This is a genomic window from Methylobacterium sp. AC832, from assembly GCF_979256025.1.
This window is the reverse complement of record NZ_CEEDMV010000008.1, coordinates 73,101-90,214: the sequence shown is the minus strand read 5'-3', so window position 1 is coordinate 90,214 and position 17,114 is coordinate 73,101. Positions and strand designations below refer to the sequence as shown.

Here is a 17,114-nt window from a genome sequence, read left to right as displayed (position 1 = left end):
AAGACGACGGAGCGGCGTCGGCCGCCCCGTCGCCGAAGGATGTCAGGCCCCTTCGAAGCGGCCGCTCGCATGGGCGAGCATCGTGTAGACCTTGCCCGTCTCCGAGGTGAGGTAGGCATCGGCACGACGCGAGTCGCGGTCGTTCTTCGAGACTTCGCCGAGGAGCCGCTCGAACTCGCCGACATAGCGGTCCACCGTGCGGCGGAACTCGGCATCGGCCGCGTAGCGCCGGCGGATCTCCTCGAAGGTCTGCCGACCCTGCGCCGTGTAGAGACGGCGATCGAACAGGTTCGGCTCACCGCGACGGTAGCGCTCCCACAACTCCACCGCCGTCTGATGTTCGATCATCTTGGCGATGTCGTTGGAGATCGTCTCGAGGGCGGTTCGGCTGCGGTCGACGGCAGCGCCCTTGCCCGCTTCCAGTTTCGCGGAACCGGCCTTGGCGGGCTCCGCCTTGTTGGAGCCGGCCTTGGTCGCGTCCGGCTTGGCCTGACCGTTGGGACCGGCGGCCGCGTTCGCCGGATCGGCCCCATCCGTGTCGTCGTCGAGGGAGGCGCGCGTCAGCAGGTCCGACAGCCAGCCGCGATTGTCGCGTCCCGACGGGGCACCCGCACGCGCAGTCTCGCTGGGACGCAGGGCGGGCTGGTTGCCGGCACGGGCCGCCGGGGCGGAGACGATCGTCATCTGCTGGGTCGGGCGAGCGTCGGACGACTTGTCCTCGCGGGCCTTCGGCTCGGAGGGCTTTGCGGCGACCGGTGGCGCGACCGGGTTGGCCCCATTCTGCTTCGGCTTGGCCGGAGCTACCTCCGAGACCTGCACGTCCTGTTGCTTGACGGGCTGGACGTCCGCCTTGCGCGGGGCAGGGGCCACCACCTCGGTCACGTCGACGCTGCGCCGGGAGCGGGAGACGAGCGAGGACAGCTCGTTCAGCGCCTTGATCTGGTCGGAGACGACCCGACGCATCTCGCTGGTGGCTTCCTGGGTCTCCCGCGGGATTTCCAGAACGCCGCGCTGCAGGTCCGCCCGCGTCGCTTCGAGTTCGCGACGGATCTCCGCCGCCATCTCGCGCATCCCCGCCACCGAGTCGCCGAAGCGGCCGGCCGCACTCTCGAATACCGTCATCATCTGCTCGGATGCGCCGGAGATCGCCGTGCGAACAGCGGTCGCCGTCCGCTCGCCTTCGCTGCCCGCATCCTTGCGCAGGCCTTCGAAGGCTCCGGTCACACTGGCGCCCGCGCTTTGCGCCGCATCGGACAGGCTGCTGGCGATGCCGCGTGCCCGCTCCTCGGCGGAGCGAAGGGTCTCGGCCATCTGCGTGTCGAACCGCGCGGTCTGCTCCTCGAGGACGCCCGACCGCGCCTCGATGCGGGTAAGCACCTCTTCCACCGCCTTGTCGCGGCTGGCGAGAAGATCGACGAGGCGCGTCTCGACGGTTTCGAGCGAACCGGCCGCGTTGGTGAGCGTGCCGGAATGAGCGCGGGCGATCTCGGTGAGCGAGGTCCCGCGGGCATCGAGCGAGGCGGCGAGGTCGGCCGCATCGCGCAGGGCGCCCTCGGCGACGGCCTTCAGCTGGTCGACTTGTTCGGCGACGCTTCTGCTGGCGCGCTCCGTCTCGGTGCCGATGGCGGAGAGCGTCGCCTGCACCTGCTCGACCCGGCCCGACAGGCCGTTCTCGATGGCGCCGAGATTCTCTCCGGCATCGGTGACGAGTTCGCGCAGGGCCGAATTCGCCCCCTCGACCCGGTCCAAGACGCCAGCGAGTTCGCTGCGGAGACGATCGCTCGCCTCGTTGAGGCTCGCCAGCGCACGGGAGGCGCCACCGTCGATCGCTGCGAGCAGGGCATTCCTGGACGCCTCGGATTGTTCGGCGAGGTCCCGAACACGATCACGCAAGGTGTCGGCGAGGGGCTTTGCGCTCTCGTCGAGGATACGTGCGATCTCCTGATTGCGCTCGCCCAGGGAGGCGACGAGCTGGGAGGCCGGCCCCTCGACGATCTCGCGGAGGCGCTCGGAATGCGTCGCCATCGCCTTGACCATATGGGTGCCGCGCGTGTCGATCGTCTCCACGATCGATCCCCCACGCTCCTCGATCGCGCGGGTAATAGTCTCCGCGCTCTCGGCGAGCCGGCGGGCCAGGGACTGCCCGCGCGCCTCGATCAGAGAGGCCAGGGCGGTCGAGCGGCGATCGAAGCCGGCGACCATGTCCTGGTTGCGCCCGTCGATGAGGGCGGCCACGGCCTCGTTGCGCTGGTCCAGAGCCGTTGCGAGCGCATCGGCATGGGCCTGGGCGAGGGCGGCGTGGCGGTTCACCCGCTCGTCGAAGGCGGAGAGCATCGTCGCGCTGCGCTCGTCGACCAGGGCCGCATAGGCGTCCTGGCGGTCGTCGAACGCATTGGCGAGAGCATCGCCGCGTGACGCGACGAGGGAGGCGAACACCTTCATCCGGCTGTCGATCCGGTTCGTGAAGGCCTCGCTGCGGGCATCCACGGCCTGGGTCAGGGCGGCGCCGTGGTTGTCGATCGCATGAGCGAAAGCGGTCGCACGGCTGTCCACGAGCTGGTCGAGGGCGCGCAGGCACTCGTCGAACAAAGCTGCGATGGCCTGCGTACGAGCATCGACCGACTGGGTCAGTGACTGGCCCTGATCGTCCACCGTGCGGGTGAACGCGCCGGTCCGGTCTTCGACGAGATCGGTGAGGGCACGCATCCGCGCATCGAAGACATTCCCGATGGCCTGAGCGGTGGCCTCGACGGCCTGGCTGAGGGACGTGCCGCGATTGTCGATGGTCTGCGTCAGATCGGCGGCGCGGTTGTCCACGAGGTGGTCGAGGGCGCGCAGGCGCTCGTCGAAGACGGTCGCGATGGACTGGGCGGTGGCCTCGACCGCCTGGCTCAGGGAGATGCCGCGATTGTCGATGGTCTGCGTCAGATCGGCGGCGCGGTTGTCCACGAGATGGTCGAGGGCGCGCAGGCGCTCATCGAAGACGGTGCCGATGGCCTGGGCGCCGGCCTCGACGGCCTGGGTCAGAGACGTGCCCTGATGCTCGATGGTACGGGCGAACGCCGCCGCGCGGTCGTCCACCAGGGTGTCGAGGGCGCGCAGGCGCTCGTCGAACAGCGTCCCCATGGACTGGGTGCGATCGTCCACCGCCTGGTACAGGGAGCTGCCCTGCATCTCCATGGTACGGGCGAATTCCGCTGTCCGGTTCTCCACGAGGGCGTTGAGCTCGCCCAGGCGCTCGTCAAAGAGGGCGCGCAGGGAGCCGGTGCGGTCGTCGAGGGACCGGGTGAGGTGTCCGCCGCGGTCGTCCACCGTCTGGGCGAAGTCCGCCGTCCTGTTCTCCACGAGGGCGTTGAGGTCGCGCAGGCGCTCGTCGAAGAGAGCGCGCAGGGAGCCGGTGCGGTCGTCGAGGGACCGGGTGAGGCTGCCGCCGCGCTCGTCCACCGTATGGATGAGTTGTGTCGCGTGGTTCTCGATCAGCTCGTCGAGGGCGCGCAGGCGTTCGTCGAACAGCGTGCTCAGCATGGCCGTGCCGGCATCGACCGAGCGGGTCAGAACGGAGCCCTTCGCGTCCAGCGTGTGCACGAAATCGGCCGAACGGTTCGCCACGAGGGTGTCGAGGGCCTGCATGCGGTCGTCGAACAGAGCGCCCATCGCGTGGGTCCGGTCGTCGACGGTCTGCGTGAGGGCCGTACCCTTGGTGTCGATGGTCCGGGCGAAATCGGCCGAACGCTCCGCCACGAGGGCGTCGAGGGCCTGCATGCGGTCGTCGAACAGGGCACCCATCGCGTGGGTCCGGTCGTCGACGGTCTGCGTGAGGGCCGTGCCCTTGGTGTCGATGGTGCGGACGAGTTCGGCCGCGCGGTTCTCCACCAGATCGTCGATCGCCCGCAGGCGCTCGTCGAACAGGGCGCTCAGAGCGTGGGTGCGCGCATCGACCCGGTCGGTGAGGGCTTCGGCGCGGCTGTCCACCAGGCCGTCGAGGGCGGTGAGGATGTCGTCGAACAGGGTCCGCAGCCCGTGGGTGCGGGCTTCCACCGATTCCGCGATCCTCGCGCCGCGACCGTCCACGAGTTCGTCCAGGGCGCCGATGCGCTGGTCGAACAGCGCGACCAGGTCGCGGGTCCGGGCTTCCACCGCGCCGGCCGCGCCGCCGAGGCTGGCTTCGATCGTGTCGACGAAGGTCCGGCCATGCTGGCCGAGCGAATCGTGCAACGGAGCCAGCCGGTCTTCGAAGCTGCTGGCGAGCACCTGGGAATGATCGTCCAGCATGGTCCGGATCTCGTTGGTCCGGTTGTCCAGGAGCTGGTGGACGGTGCGCACGCCCTCGTCGAGCAGACTGCCAATATCGGTGGTCCGCGTCTGGAGGGTGGAGCCGAGGCGGCCTTCGCCTTCGCTGAGCAGACGGTCCGCATCGGCGACGACGTCGCGCAGGCGGGCGATGATGGTGTCGCCGCGCTGTTCCAGAAGCTCCGCAAGGGAGGAGCCGCCGCGATCGAACAGCTGCGCCAGTTCGGTGATACGGGTGCCGAGGGCGCCGAAGACCACGCGTCCCTTCTCGTCGAGCTCCTGGCCCATGGCGGCCGTGCGCTCGTCGATGAGGGCGGCCAACGCTTCCGCGCGGTGCGAGAAGGACGAGCGGATCGCCTCCGCCTGTCCGGCCAGAGCCTCGTTGGCATGCCCCGTCCGGCTCTCGATCATCTCGACGAGCTCGCGGGTCCGGTTGGCGAGATCCTCGTCCACGGCGCGGGTGCGGCTCTCGATGAGGCGGATCGCCTCGAAGGCCTGGGAGCCGAAGGTCTCGTCGATCAGGCGGCTGCGCTCTTCCAGCGCGGCGGCGATGGTGTCGAGACGCCCGACGACGCTGGTGTCGAAGCGGCCGACGCCCTCTTCGATGCGGCGGGACAGGTCGGTCGCCTGCTGCTCGAAGCGCTCGGCGATCTCGGTGGAGCGGCTACCGAGGGTATCGCCCAGGGCCAGGCTGCGGCTGGCGATGTCCTGCGCCATGCCGTCGGCGCGGGCATCGAGGGTCTGGACGAGGTCGCGGCTACCCTCGACCATGATGCGCGCCATCTCGCCGGTGCGCAGGATCAGGGCCTCGTTGAGGGCGGTGGCGCGGGAGCCGAGCTGACCGTCGATCTGGCTCACCAGATGGGTGAAGGTCTCGCCGATCTCGGCGGAGCGCTTCACGGAGCGTTCCTCGAGGGCGCCGAGCTGGCTCTCCACGGTCTCGCGGGCTTCGCGGGTTCGCTCGGCGATGGTGTCGGCCACCGCCTTGCCCTGAACCGTGATGACGCGGTCCATCTCCTGCAGCTGGCCGGTGACGGTCTCGCTGAGGGCGGAGGTGTCGCGGGCGATGCGGTCGGCGAGGATATCGCCGCGCGCAATCGTCTCCTGGAGCGCCGCGAGGCGGTCGTTGAGCACGGTGTCGATGGCCTTCGCGCGGCTTTCCGTCGTGTCGGCGAAGGTGGCGCCGCTCTGCGCGAGGGCGTCGCTGACGCGGGCGCTCTGGGCGGTCACCGCCAGAACGATCTCGCGGCCGGTATTGGCGAGCTGGCCATGCGCCTCTTCGGCATGGGTGGTGATGAGGTCGGTGAGGCCACGGCTATGCGTGCCGAAGGAAGCCTCGACATCCTTGATCCGGGCGGCGAGTTCGCCGCCGACATTCTCGGCCGCGCGGGCGATCGCGCCCGTCGCCTCGGTGGCGCGGCTGACCAGGGTCTGGTCGATCTCGGACAGGGTGCGGCGCAGCGCTTCCATCGCGTCCTGGGCGCGCCCACCCACCTCTCCGCTGAGGCCGCTGGCGGCCTGCTGGAGGAGCTCGGCGGCTTCCTGTGTGCGGGCGGCGAGCTCGGCAGAGGTGGCGGACAGCCGCTGTTCGAAGATCTGCACCGCCTCGACCGTGCGGGCTTCGAGTTCGCCGGTGGCGCTCGCCGAGGAACGACGCAGGGCCTGGGCGGCTTCCGCCGTGCTGGCGCCGAGGCTCACGGTGGTCTCCTCCGCGCTGCGGCGGAAGATGTCGGCGGCCTCGCTGGTCCGCGAGCCGATCTCGCTGGCCAGGGTGTCGAGGACGGCGCGCAGGCTCTCGATCGCGGTGCCGGACTGGGAATCGAAGGTGCTGCCGAGAACCCCGAAGGCTCCGGTCAGGGTGAGGGTCGCGTCCTCGACACGCTGGGTGACGAGACCGCCCACCTGCTCGCCGGCCTTGGTCAGGCGGCGGATGCTGGCATTGACGACGGAGGCCGTATCCTCGCCGCTGCTGCGGAGCGCGGCCGCTGCCTCGGCCGACCGGGTGTCGATCTCGCCGTTGAGGCCCGCCACGGTGCCCCGGAGGTTCTCCACCGTGCCCATGGCCCGGGTCTCGAAATGGGTGCCGAGGGCCGCCAGGGCCGCATCCATCGCCCGCGCGGCCTCCTCGGCGCGCTGGGTGACGAGATCCCCCACGCGCTCTCCGGCGGAGGTCAGGTTGCTCTGGAGCGAGCCGCCCTGGACGGTGAGGGTTTCGTGCAGGCGGTTGGCCACCGTATCGATGCGCTCGGCCAGAAGACCGGCGCGATCGTCGATCCCGCTGCCGGCGGTCTCGATAGACCGGATGAGGTCGTCGCGCAGGGCCGTGGTCCGGGCCGCGAACGTTTCGACGATTCCCTCGGATGCCTGGGCCAGACCCGCCTGCGCCTCGCGGGTACGGGTTTCGATGGTCTCGGATACGCCGCTGCCGGCAGCTTCGATCTCAGCGCGAAGGGCCGCGCCCCGAGCGGCGATGTCGTCGGTGATGGTGGCGCCCGTGGCGGCGAAATGCTCGCGGAGCGCCGTGCCGGTCTCGGCGAACCGGGCGGTGATCTGGCCGCCGGTATTGGAGAAGGTCGTGGTCAGTTCGGTGCCGCGTGCGAGGAACGTGTTCTCGAGGCCGCGCGCGGATTCCTCGAAGGTCTGGCGAACTTCGCTGCCCTGGCGGTTCAGGCTCTCGATCACCTCCATCCCGGTCTGGGCGAGGGTGCGGGCGACCTGGCCGGCATTGTCGGCCAGCGTCGCGGTGAGCATGCCGCCGGTCCGCTCAAAGGCGAGGGTAACGTCCGCCGCGCGGCTTTCCAGGGATTGCGTCAGGGTGTTGCCGACTTCGGTCAGGCTGCTGCGCACACCTTCGCTGGTGCTGGCAAGGCGCTGCACCAGATCGTCGCCACGATCGGTGACGAGGCCGACCACGCGGTCGCCGGCTTCTCCGAGGGCCGCCGTGATGGCGTCGCCACGGTTGCCGAGCGCCGAAGTGATGGCGTCGCCGCGCGCGTCGAGGGCACCGGTCACCCGTTCACCGGCGCCGGTCACCGCCGCGACGATGCGTTCGGCCGCGCCATCGAGCTCCTGGGTCAGGTTCTGGTGCGACCCGGTGATCGCGCCGCGAACGCGCTCCGCATTGGCGACGATGGATTCGCGCTGTGCGACGAGCTCGTCGACCAGGGAGCGGATGCGGATCTCGTTGTCGGAATAGGCCCGTTCCAGGGTGGCGATCTCGCCGCGGACCAGGGTTTCCAGCTCGCCGGCACGGGCGAGCGCCCGCTCGACGCCGTCGCCCACGGCCGCGACCTCGCGGCGGACCGTCTGCGACATGGTGAGGACGGCATCGGTGGAGAAGTTCTCGGGTTCGGCGAGGCGGATCGCGACTTCGCCGACGGCGCGGGCCACGAGGCGCATCTCCTGCGCACGGACGGCGAGCATCGCCATGATCGCGAACAGGACGATGGGGCCGACGATGGCGGTGGCGCCGACGGCGGCCTGAAGCGCCGTCATTCCGGCGAAGAAGCCCTTCAGCTCACCCCCCGACTGGTTCCAGGCAAGGGCGAGCAGGGCGGCGAACCAGACAGCGGAGACGATCGAGGCGACGATGTAGGGCGTGCCGGACGGCCGCACGCGCAGGGTCTGCTGCAGGATGCCGATGTTCTGGCGGTCGTCATTGGCCACCATGGAGCGGTCGGGCGGCAGCAAACCTCCTTCGCGGCGCGGCCGGTTGCGGTCCGGCGGCGGCAGGTCTGAAGCGAGGGGCTGGTCGAGATCGAGGCGAGGGGGCGCGAGGCGGCCACCCTGCTCGCTCAGCAGATCGTTGTCGCCCACATCGGGAAGCCGCGGCTCGACCCGGGGCTCCGCCGCCTGCGTCGAGGGGAAGTCCAGGTTGAGGGCCTGCTCGATGGCGGAAAGAGCCGCCTCGGCCGGGTCCTTGAGCTTCTTTTCCGTGGCCATTCAACGCCTCGTTACGCAGATCGTCGAAGCCGGCCGCACCCGGTGATCGACGACATTTTTACCAATTTACCAAGGAAGTTTAGACCTCGGCGCGAGACCCGGATACCCGAGTGGATCGAACCGTCCAAAAAACCTTAACGGAATGGTTACCAAGCTTGGCGCCGGTTTCATTCCGTCGGCATTCTGCATGATGCCCCAAGGCTTAAACGGAAGCGAACGATCTCGGCCGCTCCTGTGGATAGACTGGTCGAGTCGGGCCCGATCGCCCGGTTCGGTTAAGGCGAGGAGACCCGTGACCCCTCTGATTGATCATGCCTACCTCTCCGAACAGACATTCGGCGACGTCGACCTCGCCCGCGAATTGCTCGGGCTCTTCGCCGGCCAGTGCCGCCGGCTGATGCCCGGAATCGCCGACGCGGATCTCGATCCGGACCGGCGGGCCGACCTCGCCCATACGCTCAAGGGCTCGGCCCTGGGCATCGGCGCTGCGCCAATCGCCGACCTCGCCGCGTCCATCGAGGATCGCCTGCGCGAGGGGAGGGAGGTTCCGGTGGAGACGGTCGCCCGCCTCGACGAGGCGGTGACGGCCACCCTGGCGGAAATCGACGCACTTGGCTGATCTTGCCACGCTTGGAGGGAACGGGACGGCATCTGCGACGTAAGCGCAGGAATGTGGGGCGATAGGTCCGGTGACGCTTGCATTCGATGGGCCGCGCCTTCAAGGCAGTCGCGCTGCACAACCGGCCACAGACGTGTTGTCCGAGCCTGGAGTCTTTGATGCCCAAGATCACCTACGTCGACCATGCTGGTACGGCCAGGACCGTGGAAGCCGACGTAGGATCGACCGTCATGGAAGCGGCGATCCGCAACAATGTGCCGGGCATCGATGCCGAATGCGGCGGCGCCTGCGCCTGCGCCACCTGTCACGTCTATGTCGATGCCGATTGGGTCGATGCGGTCGGGCCGGCCGAGCCGATGGAGCAGGACATGCTCGATTTCGCTTCCGACGTGCGTGCGACGTCCCGCCTGTGCTGCCAGATTCGGATCAAGCCCGAACTCGACGGGCTGAAGGTCATCACGCCGGCTCGCCAAGGCTGAGCGGACGACGACCGAGGCTTTCGCTGAAGCGCAGCAGATACCCGTCGGGATCCTGAACCAGGAATTGCCTGACGCCGACTTCCGTCTCACCGACCCGGTACCAGGCCTCGTGGGCTGGCCGGAACAGAGGCCAGGGCACGGCGTCCAGGGCCGTCAGGATCGGATCGAGTGCATCCACCGCGATCTGGAGGTTGATCCCGCGACCGAGCGGCGGTTCCAGGGGGCCCGTCTGCCAGTTCCCGTTGACGAGGTTGAGCATCACCTGTGCTCCGCCCCGCTCGATATAGGCGAAGCCGTTCTCCGGCCGGGCATAGGCCACTGCGAACCCGAGCGCCCCGCACCAGAAGGCGAGCGAGGCGGGAAGGTCGCCGATGTCGAGTTCCGGAACGAGCGGGCCGAACCCGCCCTGGGGCATCCGGTCGTCCGTCATCTCACCAGGGACCGCATGGCGCCATCGATCCCTTCGAGGTTCAGTGGGAACATCCTGTTCGCCACGATGCCACGGATCATGCCGATCGACTGGGTATAGGCCCAGTGTTCGGTGGGAACCGGGTTGAGCCAGACCGATTTCGGAAACCGTTCCAGCACCCGCTCCAGCCAGACCTGGCCCGTCTCCTCGTTCCAATGCTCCACGGAGCCACCCTGCATGACGATCTCGTAGGGGCTCATGGAGGCGTCGCCGACGAAGACGACACGGTAATCGGCCGGATAGGTACGCAGGACGTCTAAAAGCGGGATCGCCTCGTCGTGGCGCCGGCGGTTCTCCTTCCACACGCGCTCGTAGGGGCAATTGTGGAAGTAGAAATGCTCCACATGCTTGAACTCGGCGCGGGCGGCGGAGAACAGTTCCTCCGCCAGGGCGATGTGCCAGTCCATCGAGCCGCCGACATCGAGGAAGAGCAGCAGCTTCACGGCATTGCGCCGCTCCGGCCGGTGGCGAACATCGAGATAGCCCTTATTGGCGGTCTCGCGAATGGTGCCGTCGAGATCGAACTCCTCGGCCGCGCCGGTGCGGGCGAAGCGCCGCAGGCGGCGCAGGGCGACCCGCATGTTGCGCGTGCCGAGCTCGACGCTGTCATCGAGATCCCTGAATTCGCGCTTGTCCCACACCTTCACCGCGCGAAAATTCCGGTTGCCGTCCTGGCCGATGCGGATGCCTTCGGGGTTGTAGCCATAGGCGCCGAACGGTGAGGTTCCCCCGGTACCGATCCACTTGTTGCCGCCCTGATGGCGTTCCTTCTGCTCGGCGAGCCGCTGTTTCAGCGTCTCGAACAGCTTGTCCCATCCGAGCGACTTGAGCTCCGCTTTCTCGGCATCGGTGAGATACTTCTCCGCCAGCTTGCGGAGCCATTCCTCTGGGATCGCCGTCGATTCCGTGGCCTCGCCCAGGGTCTCGATGCCCTTGAACACGGTGCCGAAGACCCGGTCGAACCGGTCGAGATGGCGCTCGTCCTTCACCAGGGCCGCGCGGGCGAGAAGATAGAACTCTTCCACGCGCTTGTCCGCGAGGTCGCGGTCCAGGGCGTCGAGCAGCATGAGATGCTCCCGCAACGTGACGGGAACCTTGGCATCGCGCAGGGCCGTGAAGAAATGCAGCAGCATGGGCGGAGAACGCGCGATCCCGGCGCTCGGGTCAAGGCCACATCCACATCGGTGGGAGCGCGTCCCGGTGCCACGGTTCGCGGGCCGATGTCGTGAGCCGGATAACGGAAATAATCTTGAATTCAGTAGGATATGCGGTGCGCTTTCGTCGTTCGGCACCGACGAAGCTGGGTATAAGTCGGGAATTCTGTTGATATCGCCGCAAACTGTGTTCGTTGCACCTTCAACACTGTCATTGGAATCAAACAGCTGAGAGGCAGAGTGAACGTCAAGTCAGGGCCGGGGTATTTGGCAGAGTAAGGGTGGACGTTATGGCGCTCGTCTTGCGCTCCTTGAGTGATTTCAAGCGGTTTCTGGCGAAACCGGGCGCGACGATTCAGATCGTGAGGAACACCTTCATCGAGCGCCAGCCAGCCTCGTTCCAAGAAGCCTATCGCCAGAAGGGCATGTACGAACCGCGCACCGTCCAGGCTATCTCGAAGAAGGCGGCGGTCTTCGCCATCAAGGGCCATCCCTCGACGGTTTGGCTCTATTGGGACAAGGGCACGCGCAACTGGCGCTATTCCGGCGACACCCTGGCGGTCCCGCTCAATACCGGCGTCGGCCCGCCCGACGAAATCATCTATCGCTGTAGCTTCTCACCGGGATCGGAGCCGAAGGCTCGCGCTCCCGCTCGTCCCCGCGCCAAATCCAGCGATCCGGCGTCGGCGGCGCCGACGGATCAGCCGAAGCCTACCATGCCCGAGCGCGGACAGGGCCGCTTGTTCTGATCCCTTGCCGTGCCGCTCGCCCCAAGCACGATTCCTGACCGACCGGCCCGCATCGCCCAGTCAGCACCATGTCTCCGACCGAAGTCGATAGCTGAGGCTACTTCGCTTTCAGGCCATCGCAAGAGCATTCGTTGGTCGATCCGCCGGATTTCAGACGCGCGTTAGAATTATCCACTACTTCGACGTAAGTGGCGCGGCGGTTCGTATGGAACGATACGCTTCGCCAGATCGATCAGGCGCTCTTTGCGGGCTGCTCTTCTTTCGACGGTGCTTCCCGAGCTTCCATCACCTTTCCTGCCTCGAGGTTCTTGCCTACGGTGCGCCGCGCGCGGAAAGCCGGCCTGACCTCGGTCTCCTTGCGCTTGAGCATGGCGCGGTACTCGTCGCGCCGCTCGTGGATCGAGGCGATGACGAGGCCCATGGGGACGCCCACATCCACCAGCACGGCTTCCGAAAGCTGCAGGGACGCTTCGATGGTCTCGGGCACGGCGTCGTCGACGCCCAGTTCGTAGAGCGCCGTGGCGTGGCGGGCGTCGCGGGCGCGGGCGACGATGGTGATGTCGCGGCGCTCCGCGCGCGCCGCTTCCACCACGGCCTCCACGGCCCGGGGATTGTCCAGGGTGACGACGAGGGCGCGGGCATTGGCGATGTCGCAGCGCCGCAGCAGTTCCGGGTTGGAGGAATCGCCGAAATAGACCGGGTTGCCGAGGCGGCGGTGCTCGGAGACACGTGCCGCGTCCGCATCGAGGGCGAGATACGGGATCTTGTGGCGGGCCAGCATCTCGCCGACCTGCCGTCCGACGCGGCCGTAGCCGGCGATGATGACGCGGTTCTGCTGCTTGTCCGGCACCGGCTCGGCGCGGGCGCGACCGAGATTGGAGCGGGACATCCGCTTGCCGAGACGGCGCGCGAGGCTCGCCAACCCTGGAATCGCGATCATCGTCACCGTCGTGACGATCAGCGCCGCCTGGCCGAGGCCATCCGGCACGAGCCCGCCCGCGATGGCGCCGCCGATGAGGACGAAGGCGAATTCGCCGCCGGGGCCGAGGAGGAGCGCCGCTTCGAGCGCGACACCGCGCTGGATGCGGAGGAACCGGGCCGCCACGAGGATCACCGCGCCCTTGATGAGGATCAGCCCGATGGACAGGCCGAGGATGGTTTTCGGCGCCGCCATCAGCTGGGCCGGGTCGAGGTTCATGCCCACCGACACGAAGAAGACCCCGAGCAGCAGCCCCTTGAACGGGTCGATCGTCGCCTCGATCGCCCGGCGATACTCCGTCTCCGCCAGGAGCAGGCCCGCGACGAAGGCGCCGAGCGTCATCGAGAGGCCGCTCGCCGCCGCCGTCAGGGCGGTCGCCACGATGACGAGGAGGCAGGCGGCCATGAACAGTTCCGGCGAGCGGGTCCGGGCCACGAGCTGGAACAGGGGCCGTAGCGCGAGGCGGCCGGCGACCACGATGAGGACGAGGGCGATGGCCGCCTGTCCGAGCGCGAGGGCGAGAGCGCCGCCGACATCCGCCCCGTCGCTGCGGCCGAGTACGGCGATGGCGAACAGCATCGGCGCCACGGCGAGATCCTGGAACAGCAGCACGGCGAAGCTGGCGCGGCCCGCGGGCGTGTTCAGGCGCTTCTGTTCGGCCAGGACCGGCAGGACCACGGCGGTGGAGGACAAGGCGAGCGCCAGGCCGACGATGACGGAGGCGGCCAACGGCACTTCGAGGGCGAACAGGATGATGCCGATGACGAGGGAGGAGGCCAGCACCTGGGCCGATCCGAGCCCGAAGACGAGGCGGCGCAGGGTGCGGAGCCGCTCCCATGACAGCTCGACGCCGATCATGAACATCAGGAAGATCACGCCGAATTCGGCCAGATGCGCGATCTCGGACCGATTGCCGATGGTGAAGATCGAGACCCATGGCACCGTGTCGGCCAGTCGCCCCAGGCCGAACGGCCCGAGGATCGCGCCCGCTCCGATGAAGCCCAGCACCGGACTGATGCGCAGCCGGTGGAACAGCGGCACCACCACGCCTGCGGTGACGAGAAAGATGATCGCTTCCTTGTAGGATCCGGCGTGAACGTCCGTCATCGAGCTGGGCAATCTCCCGAGAGTGGTGCGCGCGACGCTGGCCGAGACGGGGCAGCCGAAGTTCTGCACAGGGAACTCCGGCCGCGGGAATCCATCGGGTCGCCGGCAGCGAGGAGAGCATGCAAGCCCATGTACCGCCTGGGCAACCTGCTTTTTGCCGGCCCATGCGGATTTCATCCCTCTCCGCACTCAGCCATGCATGCGGGACGCGCTGGCGCGGAAGGGGTTTTGCGCTGCGATACGGAATGGCGCAAAAACGGCACAATGGCCACATAGGGCGGAACTTAACGATCGGTTAAGCCCCAGCTTACCTCACGGTTTGTTGCGTCGTTCGTCGCGTTTTTTGAAGACACGAGTGCCTCATGCGAAAGTCGCCGCCCAACCGGGATGTTCAGCGCGAACGACGTGACTGGATCCGTGAGTCCGAGCGCTGGACGCACGAGCGCCATCTCGAGAAGGGCTACCGGATCAAGTGGGGCTATGTCGGGATCGCGTATCTCGTCGAGTTCATGGTCATCGGCGCGTCCCTCTGGGGCGCCTGGCTGTTCGCCGGGGTCTACAGCGACGGGGACGACAAGGCCTTCTACTTCATGCTCCTCGCGCCGCTGGTCTACGCGGCGGTGGAGCTCTGCCGCGTGCCGCTGGGCATCCTGGCCCGCACGCAGCGCTCCTACTTCATCCGGGCGCTGGCCATCGTCGGCATCATCTTCGCCGCAGGCGTCACCACCAAGTCGGTGTCGCAGCTCGGCGAGATGATGTTCCACCCGCGCCTCATGGATGCCGCCAAGGCCAAGACCGCCCTCAAGGACGCGCAGGCCGACCGCTCGACCATCGACAACCGCATCGCCGCCGCCGATGCCCGTGTGGCCCAGTACACGACGGAACTCGACCAGATCGAGAAGCGCGCCGCCGAGAATGCGAGCCAGCTTTCGGCCTTGCCCGCCCAGCGCTGTGAGCGCGTCTCGGGCACCAACAGCAAGGGCCAGCGCTATTCCAACCTGAAATGCGTCACCGATCCACGCACCGCCACCCTCAATGCCAGTGTCGGCAAGGCCGGCGCCGACCGGGCGGTGGTGACGAAGTCTCTCGAGGAAGCCCGCAAGGCGCGGGCCGAACTCGACCGTGGCGTGGCCGAGCGCAAGGTCGCCGATGCCGAGCAGGCCTATCGCAATTCGGTAAACCGCTCGCAGCTCCACTCCTTCACCGCCATGGTCTACGGCGTCGATCCGATCGACGTGACGGATGCGCAGGTCCACGCGTTCCTGCGTATCTTCGTGTTCGTGCCGGCCCTCTGCGCCGCCTTCGCCTCGACGATCCTGGCGCTCTGCGCGGTCTCGGTGCGCAAGACCTTCATGGACGAGGACGATCTCGGCGCGGCCGTGAACCTCGAGGCGACGCCCTACATGCTCGACTCGATCACCGATTCCATTCGCCAGGAGATGGGCCTAGCGCCGCCCAAGCCCGTGCGCGACGTGACGCCAACGGGTGAGGTGATCCCGCTGGACCGCCGCACCGCGCCCAATATCCACATCCCGCCCGCGGCTAATGCGGGAGCCGGCGCATGAGCATCCATGCATCGGGGACGCCGGAAAACGTCGTCCTGGCCCAGAGCGTCAACGGCCGGCTCCGGGCCGAGACGAGGATCACCGCCGCGCGCGCCTTCCTGTTCCGGGCCATCGGGGCGGGTGCTTTCGCGGCGCTCGCCGGCATCGGCATCGGCGCGGCGTCCTATGGCTACGCCTACATGAACCAGTTCGACTCGGCGGCGGAGAAGATCGCCGCCGCCATGCAGGCCGCGCTGTCCGACGTGACGCTGAAGACCAAGGGTGAGGTGACGCTCACCGACAACGTCCTGAAACTGGAAGGCGGCCCCGTCCGCTCCTCGCCGTCGCCGACCCAGGCCCAGCTCGGCAAGGACGCCGCTCCTGCTTCAAAGGCTACGGTGAACACCACCTTCACAGTGTTCAAACAGGTCCCCTACATGGACGGGCAGATCGTCACCGGCTGGAACTTCCGCGCCAATGAAGAGGTGCCGTTCCAGCAATATTGCTACTTCTCCCGCCGGACCAACGAGGCCAAGGGCCAGGTCGAGATGAAGATCGATCTCGCCATGGACGGCAAGGTTCTGCCGCAACCGCAGAAATCCGACGTTAACCTCGCGATCCTGGCCTCGAACTGCGTATGGAGCGACGGGAAGTCGCTCTGAGGGCTCTACGCTTCAGCCGAATTTCGGTAGTGGGAGGGCACCCGTCGCCATCCCGCTTCGGGGAAACGCGCATCGGCTGCTCCGCAGAGGCTGAAGCTTCCCAATGGATGAAGCCGCAACAGAAAGCCGACGCCTCATGCGCTTTACCGGTACCGCCGATTACGTCGCCACCTCGGACCTCACCACCGCCGTCAACGCGGCCATCGTGCTGGAGCGGCCGCTTCTGGTGAAGGGCGAGCCCGGCACCGGCAAGACCGTGCTGGCGGAGGAGATCGCCAAGGGGCTCGGCGCGCCGCTCCTCACCTGGAACGTCAAATCCACCACCAAGGCGCAGCAGGGCCTCTACGAATACGACGCGGTCTCGCGCCTGCGCGACAGCCAGCTCGGCGATCCGCGCGTGTCGGAGATCGGCAACTACATCCGGCGCGGCAAGCTGTGGGAGGCGTTCACGCATCCCGAGCGCCCGGTTCTCCTCATCGACGAGATCGACAAGGCCGATATCGAGTTCCCCAACGACCTCCTGACCGAACTCGACCGGATGGAGTTCCATGTCTACGAGACCGGCGAGACGATCCGCGCCGAGCGCCGCCCCATCGTCATCATCACCTCGAACAACGAGAAGGAACTGCCGGACGCGTTCCTGCGCCGCTGCTTCTTCCACTACATCAAGTTCCCCGATGCCGAGACGCTGAAGGCCATCGTCGAGGTGCATTTCCCCGGCATCAAGCACCGCCTCGTGGAGGAGGCCCTGCGGGTCTTCCTCGAGACGCGGGAGGTGCCGGGTCTGAAGAAGAAGCCCTCCACCTCGGAATTGCTGGATTGGCTCAAGCTCCTCGTGTCGGAGGATGTCTCGCCAGAGACCCTGCGCGAGCGCGATGGCCGCAAGCTGATCCCGCCGCTCCACGGCGCGCTCCTGAAGAACGAGCAGGATGTCGGCCTGTTCGAGAAGCTGGCCTTCATGATGCGTCGCGAGGGAAGAGGGGGCTGAAGCGGGCGGGTATCGAGCCGCGCCCTCATCCCGGAGCGCCGGAGGCGAGCCCGGGATCCAGAGCCGTGACGATGCCAGGAATGGGCCGGACCTGCGTTTCTGGATCCTGGGCTCCGCTACGCGGCCCCAGGA

10 protein-coding genes are annotated in these 17,114 nt (G+C 67.8%); 6 read left to right on the top strand and 4 right to left on the bottom strand.

Features of this window, described 5'->3' with window-relative positions; genetic code table 11:
• Positions 1-42: 42 nt before the first annotated feature.
• Positions 43-8,232 (bottom strand): apolipoprotein A-IV repeat region-like domain-containing protein, encoded by an 8,190-nt coding sequence (locus AC0IXR_RS21410; protein WP_471762092.1) that lies wholly within the window; start codon positions 8,230-8,232, stop codon positions 43-45.
• Positions 8,233-8,524: 292 nt separating this feature from the next.
• Between AC0IXR_RS21410 and AC0IXR_RS21405 the strand changes: the two genes are divergently transcribed.
• Together AC0IXR_RS21405 and AC0IXR_RS21400 are read left to right on the top strand one after the other, a co-directional pair.
• Positions 8,525-8,851 (top strand): Hpt domain-containing protein, encoded by a 327-nt coding sequence (locus tag AC0IXR_RS21405; RefSeq protein WP_471762090.1) that lies wholly within the window; start codon positions 8,525-8,527, stop codon positions 8,849-8,851.
• A 158-nt stretch (positions 8,852-9,009) separates the two neighbouring features.
• Positions 9,010-9,330, top strand: coding sequence for a 2Fe-2S iron-sulfur cluster-binding protein (locus AC0IXR_RS21400; protein WP_056426135.1), 321 nt, complete (start codon positions 9,010-9,012; stop codon positions 9,328-9,330).
• Here AC0IXR_RS21400 and AC0IXR_RS21395 read toward each other — a convergent pair.
• Together AC0IXR_RS21395 and AC0IXR_RS21390 are read right to left on the bottom strand one after the other, a co-directional pair.
• Positions 9,308-9,760: a bleomycin resistance protein gene (locus tag AC0IXR_RS21395; protein WP_471762088.1), complete on the bottom strand. Its 453-nt coding sequence runs from the start codon at positions 9,758-9,760 to the stop codon at positions 9,308-9,310. The two genes, AC0IXR_RS21400 and AC0IXR_RS21395, sit on opposite strands and share 23 nt — an antisense overlap.
• Complete coding sequence (locus AC0IXR_RS21390) at positions 9,757-10,932, bottom strand: vWA domain-containing protein (RefSeq protein ID WP_311276312.1); 1,176 nt, start codon at positions 10,930-10,932, stop codon at positions 9,757-9,759. The genes AC0IXR_RS21395 and AC0IXR_RS21390 overlap by 4 nt, the downstream gene beginning before the upstream one ends.
• A 311-nt stretch (positions 10,933-11,243) precedes the next feature.
• Between AC0IXR_RS21390 and AC0IXR_RS21385 the strand changes: the two genes are divergently transcribed.
• Complete coding sequence (locus AC0IXR_RS21385) at positions 11,244-11,702, top strand: hypothetical protein (RefSeq protein WP_471762086.1); 459 nt, start codon at positions 11,244-11,246, stop codon at positions 11,700-11,702.
• Between the two features lie 232 nt (positions 11,703-11,934).
• On the opposite strand, the gene AC0IXR_RS21380 is transcribed toward AC0IXR_RS21385, so the two are convergent.
• A complete protein-coding gene (locus AC0IXR_RS21380; RefSeq protein WP_311276313.1) occupies positions 11,935-13,788 on the bottom strand; it encodes a cation:proton antiporter domain-containing protein in 1,854 nt (617 codons plus the stop codon).
• A 362-nt stretch (positions 13,789-14,150) separates the two neighbouring features.
• Here AC0IXR_RS21380 and AC0IXR_RS21375 point away from each other — a divergent pair, with 362 nt between their 5' ends.
• The 3 genes from AC0IXR_RS21375 (at position 14,151) to AC0IXR_RS21365 (ending at position 16,982) form a co-directional block, all read left to right on the top strand.
• Complete coding sequence (locus AC0IXR_RS21375; protein ID WP_207411680.1) at positions 14,151-15,353, top strand: ATPase; 1,203 nt, start codon at positions 14,151-14,153, stop codon at positions 15,351-15,353.
• Positions 15,350-15,994, top strand: coding sequence for a hypothetical protein (locus AC0IXR_RS21370; RefSeq protein ID WP_056149950.1), 645 nt, complete (start codon positions 15,350-15,352; stop codon positions 15,992-15,994). The genes AC0IXR_RS21375 and AC0IXR_RS21370 overlap by 4 nt, the downstream gene beginning before the upstream one ends.
• Positions 15,995-16,130: 136 nt before the next feature.
• Positions 16,131-16,982 carry an AAA family ATPase gene (locus AC0IXR_RS21365; protein WP_056162789.1) on the top strand — a complete coding sequence of 284 codons (852 nt, stop codon included), beginning with the start codon at positions 16,131-16,133 and terminating at the stop codon, positions 16,980-16,982.
• The last annotated feature ends 132 nt before the right edge of the window (positions 16,983-17,114 follow it).

What these genes read in the sequence shown, in the direction of transcription:
- AC0IXR_RS21410 (WP_471762092.1), bottom strand. Translation starts at nt 8,232, where the DNA reads ATGGCCACGGAAAAGAAGCTCAAGGACCCGGCCGAGGCGGCTCTTTCC.
- AC0IXR_RS21400 (WP_056426135.1), top strand. Translation starts at nt 9,010, where the DNA reads ATGCCCAAGATCACCTACGTCGACCATGCTGGTACGGCCAGGACCGTG.
- AC0IXR_RS21395 (WP_471762088.1), bottom strand. Translation starts at nt 9,760, where the DNA reads ATGACGGACGACCGGATGCCCCAGGGCGGGTTCGGCCCGCTCGTTCCG.
- AC0IXR_RS21390 (WP_311276312.1), bottom strand. Translation starts at nt 10,932, where the DNA reads ATGCTGCTGCATTTCTTCACGGCCCTGCGCGATGCCAAGGTTCCCGTC.
- AC0IXR_RS21385 (WP_471762086.1), top strand. Translation starts at nt 11,244, where the DNA reads ATGGCGCTCGTCTTGCGCTCCTTGAGTGATTTCAAGCGGTTTCTGGCG.
- AC0IXR_RS21380 (WP_311276313.1), bottom strand. Translation starts at nt 13,788, where the DNA reads ATGACGGACGTTCACGCCGGATCCTACAAGGAAGCGATCATCTTTCTC.
- AC0IXR_RS21375 (WP_207411680.1), top strand. Translation starts at nt 14,151, where the DNA reads ATGCGAAAGTCGCCGCCCAACCGGGATGTTCAGCGCGAACGACGTGAC.
- AC0IXR_RS21370 (WP_056149950.1), top strand. Translation starts at nt 15,350, where the DNA reads ATGAGCATCCATGCATCGGGGACGCCGGAAAACGTCGTCCTGGCCCAG.
- AC0IXR_RS21365 (WP_056162789.1), top strand. Translation starts at nt 16,131, where the DNA reads ATGCGCTTTACCGGTACCGCCGATTACGTCGCCACCTCGGACCTCACC.